This window comes from Treponema sp. UBA6852 (genome assembly GCA_002449305.1).
Taxonomy (GTDB): domain Bacteria; phylum Spirochaetota; class Spirochaetia; order Treponematales; family Treponemataceae; genus Treponema_D.
In genome coordinates this window covers 111002-123514 of the sequence record DKDI01000045.1, presented here as the reverse complement: position 1 = coordinate 123514, position 12513 = coordinate 111002, and the positions used below count along the sequence as shown (strand labels likewise).

The window sequence follows — 12513 nt, the reverse complement described above, 5'->3', positions numbered from 1 at the left end:
CATTTGACGCGGTTTGACAATGTCTGGCGTTTGATTTATTCTATTATATATATGTTTATTTCTGTAATTATAGAGCCAGGCGGACTTGATAGCGGCAAGATGATGGTGGATATTCTTTCCAGATATGGATTTCAGAAAATTCAGCGTTCTTGCTGGGAAAGTTTAAAACTGAATGAAACTGAGCTTTCCGCCTTGAAAAAAGATTTGGACAGAGTTACTGATTACTATGATAAAATCAGAATTTATCAGTTTCCTTTGAACGGACTTTTTGTTATTACAGAAATGAAACAGAAAAAATGGCGCAAATGCTGCTTTAACGGAACTGCGCGGCCTAAAAATTAAAAAAATTGAGGATAATTATGATTGAGGATTTTCAGGAGCCTATTGCACAGCTGAAGGCAGATGTTTCAGCTGTTTGGGGGCGTCTTTGACGTTGATGACATCAATAAAAAAATAGCTGAAAAAGAGGCTCTTACAACTACCCCCGGATTTTGGGACGACAATGCCAAGGCTACAAAAATAATGAATGACATAAAGCTTTTAAAAGGAAGAATTGAGCCGTGGCAAGATTTGGTTCAGCGGGTTGACGACCTTGAAGCTTTGTATGAACTTGGGCTTGAAGAAAATGACAAGAGCATTGAGGCAGAATTAAAAGAGCAGTACGAAAAAGCAAAAGCTGATTATGAGCATCAGAGCATTTTAAATCTTCTTAGCGATGAAGTTGACAAGAACGACTGCTTTCTTTCTGTTCATGCTGGTGCTGGCGGAACTGAAGCTTGCGACTGGACATTTATGCTTAGCCGTATGTACCAAAGATGGGCGGAACGTCATGGATATAAAGTTGAAGTTCTTTCTCAGGAAGAAGCGGAAGGCGGACTTAAGTCAATCAACATGAAAATTTCAGGACCTTATGTTTATGGATATACAAAGGGCGAAGCTGGAGTTCACCGATTGGTTCGCATAAGTCCGTTTGATGCAAATGCAAGGCGGCACACTTCGTTTGCTTCTGTTTATGTTTTTCCAGTTCTTGATGACAGCATAGAAGTTAATATTGATCCGAAAGACTTGCGCGTGGACACTTATCGTTCTGGCGGAAAAGGCGGTCAGCACGTAAACAAAACTGAATCCGCAGTCCGCTTTACTCATATCCCAACCGGAATCGTTGTTGCTTGCGACAGTGAACGCAGCCAGCTTATGAACCGCGCATCTGCAATGAGCATTTTAAAGTCAAGGCTTTACGAATATTATAAGGAAGAACGCGAAAAGGAAAATTCGAAATTCGCGGGTGAAAAAAAAGACATTTCTTTTGGAAGCCAAATTCGCTCTTATGTTTTTCAGCCTTACACAATGGTAAAAGATCATCGCACAAAATATTCAGTGGGAAATATTCAGGGTGTAATGGATGGCGACATCGACGGATTCTTGGATGAATTCCTTTCAGCAAAATGGAAAGATCTTCCTTCTTCATCAGATGACGATGGAGATGATTTGTAGAGATGAATTTTCTCTTTCGGAAATATAAAAGATTTTTTTTTATTTTTTCTCTTTTGTTATTTTTGACAGAGAATATTTTTTGTGAGTCTTGGATTCTTGCTGCACAAAAATTTGATTTTGTCAGCGGGAAATCTTTGAATTCCGCAGAGCAAGATTTGTCTTCTATAATTCCGCAGCTTATAATGGAAAAAATTTCTGAAGGGCTTTCGCGCAATACAACGCCGCAGGAAATGCTGGACAGGTCCTTGAATAATTTGCTTGTTGAACGCCAGTCGTTGTTTCTTCAGCTTTCAAAGGAAATAAAAACGCGAGATGCAATTTTTCTTTCGTCTGAAAGCAAGAGAAGAATTCAAAAAAAAATTTTAGTCCAAGAAGAAAAAATTGATGAAATAAAAAATCAAATTGACGAGAACTTGGAAAAAACTCATCAGCTTTATGATGAATTTAAAAATACAAATTCTTCTCAAGAAGAAAAAATAGAATCCAGTTTTAGTCCGCTTCCGTTTAATCCGTTAAAAAATCTTTTTGTGAAAAAAAAATCTCCGCTTCTTCCGGAGACACAAAATGAAAATGTTTCTTTTTATAAAGAAAACGCTTATGAACTTTTTTCTCCTTCAAAGGAAGCTCTTGATTCCGGAATTGAAAGCCGTAAGTTTGAAAATGAAGTCGTAGCTGCAAAAATAAACGGACTTATAAGCGGAAGTATTATTGTTTATGGCGAATACTTTTCAATTTCATGTGCGCTTTATAATTTTCCAGGAAAAAAAATTCTTGGGCAGGTTACAGAAATTGGTTCGTTAAAGAACTATATTTCCGTTGCAGAAAATGCGGCGAATTATTTTGTTCCAATTATTGTAAACAGTTTCCCTGTTGAAATTCGTTTTGAAATTCAGCCGCCTGAAGCTTTTAAAGATGCAATTGTTTCTGTTGATGGAAATGTTTACAAAAATGCGCCAGAAAAAATTTTTGTTCCATCTGGAAATCATTCTATAACAATTGAGGCATCTGGATACATTCCACGTTCTATAAATTATAATTTTGAAGGCTCTAAAATTTTTAAACTTCAGGGAAATATGAAACTTAAGTCAGAAGTTTCTAGCTCAATTGAATTGAAAAAAAATTTGGAAAAAGGATTTTTATATTCTGGAAGCGATTTGCTTTCTGAAATTTCAGATGAGAATTCTTTTGCGAAAATTTCTTTTGATGGAACTCCTGTCATTGGACAATTTAAATCTACGCAAGATGAAAATGCTTTGTTCTTTTTTTATGTGCCGGAAATTTTGCAAAAAAATCAAGCTCGTCTTTCTGTAAAAGGAAAAGCTGTAAATCATTCAGAGTATATTGACAAGCGGAGAATTGCAGCCTACAGAGCTTATACGGCTTTGGTTCTTTCTGTTCCGTTCACTTTGTATTCAGTTGGAAAAAATAATTCAGTTACAAATGCTTACAATCAAGGTTCTTTAAAAGATTATGACGAAGTTTTAAAATGGAGACGCTACGGAACTATTTCCAGCGGAATAACTTTTGCGTGTCTTGGATTTTTTGGTTTTGAACTTGCACGTTATCTTATCGCTGCAAATTCTTTACTTCCTTCAAATGCAAAAGAAATTCCTTCATCTGAAATTTCGGATTCGGCTTGGACTGAAATTCAAGAAGAGTAAAATTTTTAGGAGTTAAAAATATGGCGAAGATTTCATTTTCAGAAAAATTAAAAAATCTTTTTGGCGGAAAGAAAAATTTTTCCGAAGACTTTTTTGAGGATTTGACTGACGCTTTGATTGAAGGTGATTTGGGTGCAAAAAATGCAGTTGAAATTGTTGACAGCCTTGCGTCCTTTTGTAAGAAAGAAAAGAAATTTTCTCCTGAAGAAATTACTGCCGAACTAAAAAATATTCTGATTAAATTTTTAAATCCAGTTTCAATTGAACCTTCAAATGAAAAAGTAAATATTTTTATGGTTCTTGGCGTGAATGGTGTTGGAAAAACTACAACCGTTGCAAAAATGACAAAAATGTATTCTGAAAAAAACGTCAATGTAATTATGGCTGCGGCTGACACTTTTCGCGCAGCGGCAGTTGATCAGCTTTCTATGCATGGTGAAAAACTTAAAATTCGTGTTGTAAAGCATCAAATGGGAAGTGATCCAAGCGCAGTTGTTTTTGATGCGGCGGATGCTTGCAAGGCGAACAATGGCGGACTTGTAATTGCCGATACTGCTGGGCGTCTTCATAATAAAGAAAATCTTGTGAATGAACTGAAAAAAATTGACAGGATTTGCGCCTCTAAAGCTGATGAAGGATGCTACAAAAAAATTCTTGTAATTGATGCGACAACAGGACAAAACGCTGTAAGGCAGGCGGAAGTTTTTAATGATGCAGTTGGAATTGATGCTGTTGTTCTTACAAAATATGATTCGACTGCAAAAGGCGGCGCGCTTGTTTCAATTGGAAAAGATTTAAATATTCCGGTGCTGTTTGTTTGCACTGGAGAAAAATATGAAAATATAGAATCTTTTGATCCTAAAAAATATGTGGATGAATTTGTTGGAACAGAGTGATGTCTTTTTTTGAAGCTTTGTTTTTTTTATATCTTTTGTTTCCTGTTATAAATGAAAATCAGTTTTTGATTTCTTATGCAATGAAGGGAAATATTTCTCTTGAAAAAACAGAAGAATTACAAACTGAGCTAGGGAAATTTTTAAATTCAGACGAAATCGATTTTGGATTTTATGAGAAGTCAAAAAAAAATCATTCTGAATTTTACATAAGAAATTCTCTTGGAAGACTTGTGTTTTTTAAATTTGACAATGAACTTTTAAGTGTTTCAAAGGAACTTGAAAATTTTTCCTGCACGTCTGCAAACGAAGATCAGTTTTCTCGGGTAAAATATAATTCGGATTATAAGCCTGTTGAAAAAATTGTCTGGGAAAATAAAAACACTGTTGCAGATTCAAAAATTGTTTCAAAGGAAAACTGGGAATATTCAGGTGAATATATTTTTTCAAATAAAGAAGATTTTAAAAATAAAAAAAACTATGAGATTCAATACAACAAAGATTTTCTTCCGATTTATGTTGTGGAATATTGTTATATTCAAAATTCAGAGTCAACAGAAGAAATGCCTTTGCCAGAAATAAAAACTTTAATGAAAAAAAATTTCTTTTCTTATGACAACCAGAATCGACTTTTATTTGATGAAGAAATTTTCTATGATGAAAAAAAAGAAGGCAAGGAAATTTACAGAAAAAAAAATGTTTATAATTATACAGGCAAAAGTGAAAATGCGGATTTTGAATTTTATGAAAATGGAAATTTAAGATTTTCTATAAAATATTCAAATGATGATGATTTTGTTGAGACTGTATATTTTCCGGACGGAAAATTTATGGAAACAAAATTTGTGAATGGTGAAAAAATAAATTGAAAAAAATTTAATGAGGATTAAATTGAAATCAGATTTTAAGTGGGTATGCTTTGTTGCCCGTCGCATAAGCAGAATAAATAGAAAAGGTCGCACTGCGGCTGCTTCGTATTTGGCGGCACTGGGAATTGCGCTTGGTGTAATGGCATTAATTGTTATAATGAGTGTTATGAATGGTTTCCAAATGGGATTTATAGACTCCATAATGGAAATTTCGTCATACCATGTTCAGGTATCTAAAGTTCAGGGCGATTTGTTTGAAAATTGGTGCAGTGAAAATAAAAAAGTTGTTTGTGCAATTCCTTTTTATGAAGCGCAAGGACTTATGGTTGGAAATTCAGAAAAGCAATGTGCTTCAATTGTCCGGGCAGTTCCAGAAAATATTATGGAATCTGATTTTGGATTTAAAGACAAACTGAAAATTGTTGCAGGAAAATTTAATTTGTCTAGTGCAGATTCAATTGTTGTGGGCAGCACTTTGGCGTACAACTTGAATCTTAGAATTGGGAGCAGAGTAAATATTGCGGCGCTTAGTGGATCAAGTGATACAAGCTTGCTTTCTACAAACCGGCAATTTGTTGTAAAAGGAATTTTTCATTGCGGCTATGCGGAAATAAATTCCTCGTTTTCATTTATAAATTTTGATTCTGGAAAAAAGATTCTCGGGAATTCCGCAGAAGAAAAATATGGAATAAAATTAACTTCGGCTTCAAAAGATTCTTCGTTTATAAAAGAATTCAAAAATTCTTTTCCGCAGTCCAAAGCAGTGGGGTGGCGCGAATACAACCGAAGCTACTTTGGCGTTCTTCGCATGGAAAAAAATACGCTGTTTGTTATTGTGCTTTTGATTTTTGTTGTTGCTGCGATAAATATTTTTAATTCAATGAAGAAACTTGTTTTGGAGCGAAAAAATGAAATTGCAGTTCTTTCTGCGCTTGGGGCTTCTGAAAAAAATGTACAGAGTATTTTTGTTGTTCAAGGAATATTCACAGGAACTTTGGGAGCTGTAACAGGGCTTTTTCTTGGTGTTTTTATTTCGCTGAATATGAAGACAGTTTTTAATTTGCTTGCTAAGATTCAGTTTGGAATCGAATATTTTTTTACAATGATTTTTAATTCTGGAGCTGAAAACTTTGTGTCAGAAAATCCAATGTTTGCAATTTATGCAAGAATTCCTACAAGAATTTTTTTGCATGAAGTTATTTTTATTTTTCTGTTTGGAATTTTTTCAGCGGTTGCGGCAACTTGGCTTGCTAGCCGGAATGTTTTGCGAATGACTGTAACGGAGGTTTTGCGCGATGAGTAATCAGAATATTATTTTATCAATAAAAGATTTGGAAAAAACTTATAAGACTTCAAGCGAGGAACTTGCAATTTTGAAAAAACTGAACATGGAATTAAAGCAAGGCCAAACTTGTGTGATTGTCGGAAAAAGCGGAAGCGGAAAGTCGACTTTGCTGAATATAATTGGCGGCTTGGACAAAGCTACTGGAGGAACTGTTTGTGTTGGCGGAATGATTGTAAACTCAATGTCAGAAAAGCAGCTCGTAAAATTCAGACGTGAATTTCTTGGAATGATATTTCAGTTTCATTATCTTTTAAAAGATTTTACTGCATTGGAAAATGTTTTTCTTCCGGCATTTATGGCTGGCGTTTCTAAAAAAGATGCGATGGAAAAAGCCGAAGAACTTTTGTGTGCCGTTGGTTTAAAAGAAAGAATGTCGCATTTGCCTTCTGAACTTTCTGGTGGAGAACGGCAAAGAGTTTCTGTTGCAAGAAGTCTTGTGAATAATCCCGAACTGATTTTGGCTGATGAGCCTACAGGAAATCTTGATCCTGCAAATGCCGAGGCTGTTGGAAATATTCTTTTTTCACTTTCAGAAAAATATGGAAAAACATTGATTCTTGTTACACATGATATGAATCTTGCTTCAAAAGGTCAGAGAAAATTTTCCATAGAAAACGGACAACTTCAGGAGCTTGAAATATGACTTTTAGTTCATGCTTGATGTATGCAAAAAAAATATTTTTTTCAAAGTCTCAAGGTTCTGATTCGGGAATTGGAAAACGCAGTCTTACTGGTGCCATTGCTTGCATTGGAATAAGCTTGGTTCCGATGGTTGTTCTTCTTGTTGTTACAAACGGAATGGTTCAGGGAATGACAAGCCGGATGATAAAACTTTTTTCACGTGATATTTCAGTTTCAGTTTATAAAAATTCTATGTATTTGAATTCCTGCAAAGATTTTACTTTGGCGGCTGAAAAGTTTACAGACATAAAAGGCGTAGAAAAAGTTTTTCCGGAAGTTAGAGGAATGGCTCTTGCTGCTGGAAAAAGTTATAGATCTGGTGCATTTGTAAGAGGAGTCTTGCAAGATACCTTTTTGACTGATAAAAGTTTTTCTTCGCTTTTTAAAGTTGTTGAAGGAAGCACTGATTTGCCTGATTTTAGAACTGCTGTTATCGGGGAAAAAATTTCAGAGCAGCTTGGGGTTCATGTTGGAGATAATATAAAAATCATAAGCATGAATACAGCTGGAAAAAGATTTGTTCCAAAAGTTGCGCAGTTTAAAGTCGGCGGAATTATTTCAAGCGGCTATCAGGAACTTGATGCGCTATGGGTTTTTATTCCAATTGAAGCGGCTTTTAATTCTCTTGCAAAATCATCTTGCGAATTTGTTGTAGGAATCGAAACTGAAAATTCTTTTTCCGATGAACTTTCTTCCATTGCAGAAAAAATCCAAACTTTTACATTTAAGGATGAAGGTTTTTCTGATTCCAGAGTCGAAACATGGAAAGAAGTCAATGCAACTGAACTTGAAAACTTTGCCTCAACAAAAGCCTTGCTTGTTGTAATTATGGTTATGATTGTGATTGTCGCAAGCATAAGTGTAAGTTCTTCTGTTTTGATAATTGTAATGGAACGCAAAAAAGAAATTGCGCTTCTAAAATGCGTTGGCGCGTCTCCAAACGGAATTGCTCTTTCGTTTGTTTTAACTGGAGCTTCAATTGGTCTTGTAGGAATTTTGATTGGTGTTCCTGTTGGACTTTTAATTTCCGTGAATATAAACGAAATAATCGGCGCAATTGAATCCTGTGTGAATTTTTTTGAAAAACTTTCGCTTGCATTTTCTTTTGGTGATTCCCATGAAATTGCAAAGTTTCATTTGCTTGACCCGGCGTATTATCTTCAGAATATTCCGATAGAAATTCCTGTAAAAGAAATTGTTGCGGTTGTTTTATGCACGCTTTTTCTTTCCGCTTTAGTTTCCTTGATTCCTTCGGTTAAAGCCGGAAAAGAGAAACCTATTGATACTTTGCGTAAAATGTAATTTATGGTACACTCACTATTTGAAAAATGAGGAAAGGTATGATTTGTGATTTTTGCCATGAACGTGAAGCTGTAATTTTTATGGAACAAACCTCAACTGACGGTTCACGTCGAAAAATAAATATATGCCTCGAATGTGCAATGGAGCGTGGAATTTCTACAGATCCAAAAAGCATAGAATCTTCAATCGGAAATCTTTTCAGAGAACTTGCCAACGTTTCAAAAAAAATTTCAGAGCATGAAAATAAACTTTGTCCTGTCTGCGGAACTTCATTAAAAGAAATAACTAGGAATGGAAAAACTGGCTGTCCGGAATGCTATGCGATTTTTAAAAATGATGTAAGGCATTTTCTTGAAACTAACGGAGTAAAAGAAATATTTAAAGGTTCAATGCCAGCTCGTCTTTCTTCTGTTCGTTCTGTTTTAAATGACAGAGTTATTCTTCAGAACAAACTGAATATTGCAATTCAAAAAGAAGATTATGAAAAAGCTGCGATGTACAGAGATTATTTAAAGGCTCTTGAAAAGAATGCAGTTTCAGGCTCGGCGGAAAATTCTAGTGGAGAAATCGGCTGATGATGAAAAAAGCAAAAGAAGATGTTTCTGGAGCATGGTATGCCTGCGCAGGACCTGAGCAAGATATTGTTGTTGCAACCAGAGCGACTCTTTCAAGAAATCTTGCAAATTTTCCTTTTCCAGATAAATTGAATGATTCTGAAAGCGAGCGCATTCAGTCTATTGTTTTTGATGCGTTTAATTTTTTGAAGAATGCGAAAGATTTTCAGGCGGTTTCTGTTTGCAAGCTTGATGGCATTGGAAACAAGATAATGCATGAGCGTGGAATTCTTTTTGATTCAAAAGGAAAAAAAACTGGACTTGTTCTTCGCAATGATGGAAAAATTTCTTGCACTGTAAACACTGATGATCATTTGAAAATTTCTTCATTTGTTCCAGGACTTGGAATTGAAGTTGCATCGAATTCAGTTTATGAAATTGACAATGAACTTCAAAAAAGAATTCAGTTTGCCGCAAGCTACGAGTTTGGATATTTGACTTATTCAGTTTTAAATTCAGGAAGCGGACTTTCTGTTGTTGTAAAACTTTATTTGCCTGCTTGCTCATTGCTTGGCTCAATAAATTCAATTGTAAAAAATATTTCAGCTGATGGATTTAATTTGCTTGCTTGCTATGGTTCTGGCGGTGGAAATGCCTTGAGCGGTTTTGGAACAAAAGGAACTTCTTTGGGCAGCTATTACATTGTTGTTCCCAAAAGTTCGGCGGGCGGAAGTGAGCTCGATCAGATTGCTTCGGTTCAATGCGCTGTTCAAAATATTTTAAAGGAAGAAAGAGCGGCACGGAAAATTTGCAAGGCTCAGCACATAACGGAAATTTCAAACTATGCGCTCCGATCGCTGGCTTTGGCAAAGAGCAGTTTTTTTGTTTCACTTAGAGAAGCTATCGACATTGTAAGCGGAGTAAAGTTCGGTAAAGACATGGAAGTTTTTTCTGGAATTGAAGAGTCGGAATTACATGCTTTGCTTTACAGAGTTCAGGAAGGACATCTTGAATATGTTCTTGACAATGGAAAATTTAAATTTGAAAAAGATATTCAGGACAACCGTCCGCGTAAAATTGAACGGCTTAGAGCTTTGATTTTACAGGAAGCTTTTGAAAATATTGAAAAGTGAGGTTCCTATATGTACGAAAATTTTTCTCCTAGAGCACAGCGCATTTTGGTCGCACTTGCTCAAGATGAAGCTTATTTTTTAGGAAGTCGGCAGATTGAGCCGGAGCATATTATACTTGCGCTTTTAAAATCTGCGGAAGGTCTTGGATATGTTGTGCTTCAGCAGCTTAGAATAAATGTTCTTACTCTTCAACTTGCGATTGAACAAAGTTTGCCTTCTCGTTTTCCAGATACGGAACTAAAGACAATTCCAAATTCTGATCGTACAGAAAGGTTTTTGAATCAGGCTGCATTCGATGCAAAGACAATGCAGTGCAACTATGTTGGAACAGAACATCTTTTGTTTGCCGCAGCTACAGAGGAACGTTCCCTTTTGTGGGCATATTTAAAGCGCGCAGGAATTTCCATTGATCAGGTCAAAAAAGCGATTGCCGATATTCAGCGTAAAATACCTTCTTCTGCTGTAAAAGATTCAAAAGATTTTTCAGGCGGAAATTTTTCACAAGAAACACCTGTTCCTTTTATGGCGGATGGAAGCGCGCAAAGAAAACAAAAACTGTCAGGAATTCTTGCGCAGTTTTCAAGGGACTTAACCCAAGATGCAAAGGACGGAAATTTAGATCCTGTTGTTGGACGTGAAAAAGAAGTTTTACGCACAATTCAGATTTTAAGTCGTCGCACAAAAAATAATCCTGTCCTTGTTGGAGAACCGGGCGTTGGAAAAACTGCAATTGCAGAATCCCTTGCGCAGCGCATTGCGAACGGTAAAGTTCCTGCTGACCTTCTTGGAAAAAGGCTTCTTCAGCTTGACTTGGCTGCAATGATTGCCGGCACAAAGTATCGCGGCGAATTTGAAGAGCGGCTCAAACGTGTAATGAAAGAAATCAAGGAATCAAAAAATATTATTCTTTTTGTTGACGAGCTTCATACTATAATTGGTGCTGGCGGACCGGAAGGCTCAATGGATGCAAGCAACATGATAAAGCCTGCTCTAAGCCGCGGTGAGCTTCAGATGATTGGAGCGACTACGACAAAGGAATATCGAAAATATTTTGAAAAAGATTCTGCGCTTGTAAGAAGATTTCAGACTGTAAAAGTTGAAGAGCCTTCTGAAGATGAAACTCAAAAAATTCTTTTTGGACTAAAAAAATATTATGAAGAATTTCACCATGTTGTTTATGAAGATGATGTGATTCCACTTATTGTAAAATACAGCAAACGATATATTTCTGAACGTTTCTTGCCGGACAAAGCAATTGATATTCTTGACGAAGCTGGAGCAGCAAAAAAATTGCAGGAGGATGTCCGCCCTGAAGAATTGGATAAGCTTGAATCAGAATACGCAAGATATAATGAGCAGAAGAGAGAGCTTGTTGCTTCGCAGGAATATGAAAAAGCCGCATATATCAGGGATCACATAAATTTACTGCGTTCAAGAATAGATGATTTAAACCGCAAATGGAAATCTTCTGACGCTGCAAAAAAACGCCGTGTTTGTGCGGATGATGTCTGCAAGATTATAAGTGAAATTTCTGGAATTGATGTTTCAAAGTTGGATGAAGGAAAGTCCGGACGTCTTTTAAATATGGAAAAAATTTTGCATGAAGAAGTTATAGGTCAGGATGAGGCTGTTGCTTCAATTTGTAGCGCAGTCCGAAGAAGCAAAGCCGGTATTTCTTCACATAAACGTCCTGTAGGTTCTTTTATTTTTCTTGGTCCTACTGGCGTTGGAAAAACTCAGTTTGCAAAGTCGCTTGCGAAATTTCTTTTTGGAACGGAAGAAGCCTTGATTCGTGTAGATATGAGCGACTACATGGAAAAACAAAATGCATCTCGTCTTGTTGGTGCGCCTCCTGGATACATTGGCTATGAAGAAGGAGGTCTGCTTACGGAACAAGTTCGCCAGCGTCCATATTCAGTTGTGCTCCTTGATGAAATTGAAAAGGCTCACCACGACATTTATAATCTTTTACTTCAGCTTCTTGAAGAGGGTGAATTAAAGGATAACCTTGGTCATACCGTAAGCTTCAAAAATACAGTTATCATTATGACCAGCAATGCGGGCGCAAGAGAAATTACTGCGGAAAGCAAAATGGGGTTTTCTGCTGCAAAAGAAGGAATTGTTCCGTACAGCGAAATAAAATCCAGCGCAATGGAAGAACTCAAAAAAATAATGTCGCCTGAACTTCTTAACCGAATTGACGATGTGATAGTTTTCGATGCGCTTTCAAAAAAACAAATTGCGTCCATACTCGAAATTCAAATTAAAGAACTTGAAGACCGTCTTGCTGAAAAATTAATTTCACTTACGCTTAAGCCAAAAGCTAGGGAATATCTTGTTGAGCACGGATATGAACCTTCAATGGGAGCACGCCCTATGCGCCGTTTGCTTCAAAAAGAAATTGAAGATCCTCTTGCAAATCTTCTTTTGCAAAATGAAAATGCGGAAGGCGAAACAGTTTCCGTGGATTGCGTTGACGGAACTATTTCATTAAAACTCAGCAAGAAAAAAAAGAGAGCAGCAGCTGCAAAGAAAATGCAAGAACTTTCGGCGCAGGAAGCAAATCAACTTTCATAAAAAA

Annotated in this window: 11 protein-coding genes; all 11 read left to right on the top strand. The window is 36.3% G+C overall.

Annotation, left to right across the window (positions count from 1 at the left end):
• Positions 1 to 51 precede the first annotated feature (51 nt).
• Positions 52 to 342, top strand: coding sequence for a CRISPR-associated endonuclease Cas2 (cas2, locus tag B3209_RS10570; protein WP_295797163.1), 291 nt, complete (start codon positions 52 to 54; stop codon positions 340 to 342).
• Between the two features lie 17 nt (positions 343 to 359).
• A protein-coding gene (prfB, locus tag B3209_RS10565; protein ID WP_296663885.1) for a peptide chain release factor 2 occupies positions 360 to 1494 on the top strand; the annotation gives its coding sequence in 2 pieces (ribosomal slippage) (positions 360 to 428 and positions 430 to 1494; 1134 coding nt in all).
• A gap of 62 nt (positions 1495 to 1556) precedes the next feature.
• Entirely contained in the window at positions 1557 to 3155 is a 1599-nt protein-coding gene (locus tag B3209_RS10560) for a PEGA domain-containing protein (protein WP_296663884.1), read from the top strand.
• A gap of 20 nt (positions 3156 to 3175) precedes the next feature.
• On the top strand, positions 3176 to 4051 hold the full coding sequence (ftsY, locus tag B3209_RS10555; RefSeq protein WP_296663882.1) for a signal recognition particle-docking protein FtsY: 876 nt from the start codon (positions 3176 to 3178) through the stop codon (positions 4049 to 4051).
• Positions 4051 to 4917 carry a hypothetical protein gene (locus B3209_RS10550; RefSeq protein ID WP_296663880.1) on the top strand — a complete coding sequence of 289 codons (867 nt, stop codon included), beginning with the start codon at positions 4051 to 4053 and terminating at the stop codon, positions 4915 to 4917. The genes ftsY and B3209_RS10550 overlap by 1 nt, the downstream gene beginning before the upstream one ends.
• A 22-nt stretch (positions 4918 to 4939) precedes the next feature.
• On the top strand, positions 4940 to 6220 hold the full coding sequence (locus B3209_RS10545) for an ABC transporter permease (RefSeq protein WP_296663878.1): 1281 nt from the start codon (positions 4940 to 4942) through the stop codon (positions 6218 to 6220).
• Entirely contained in the window at positions 6213 to 6905 is a 693-nt protein-coding gene (locus tag B3209_RS10540) for an ABC transporter ATP-binding protein (RefSeq protein ID WP_296663876.1), read from the top strand. The genes B3209_RS10545 and B3209_RS10540 overlap by 8 nt, the downstream gene beginning before the upstream one ends.
• A complete protein-coding gene (locus B3209_RS10535; RefSeq protein ID WP_296663875.1) occupies positions 6902 to 8245 on the top strand; it encodes an ABC transporter permease in 1344 nt (447 codons plus the stop codon). Before B3209_RS10540 ends, B3209_RS10535 begins: the two co-directional genes overlap by 4 nt.
• Positions 8246 to 8283: 38 nt before the next feature.
• Complete coding sequence (locus B3209_RS10530; protein WP_296663874.1) at positions 8284 to 8820, top strand: UvrB/UvrC motif-containing protein; 537 nt, start codon at positions 8284 to 8286, stop codon at positions 8818 to 8820.
• On the top strand, positions 8820 to 9932 hold the full coding sequence (locus tag B3209_RS10525; protein WP_296690576.1) for a hypothetical protein: 1113 nt from the start codon (positions 8820 to 8822) through the stop codon (positions 9930 to 9932). Before B3209_RS10530 ends, B3209_RS10525 begins: the two co-directional genes overlap by 1 nt.
• A 9-nt stretch (positions 9933 to 9941) precedes the next feature.
• Entirely contained in the window at positions 9942 to 12509 is a 2568-nt protein-coding gene (locus B3209_RS10520) for an ATP-dependent Clp protease ATP-binding subunit (RefSeq protein WP_296663870.1), read from the top strand.
• Positions 12510 to 12513 lie beyond the last annotated feature (4 nt).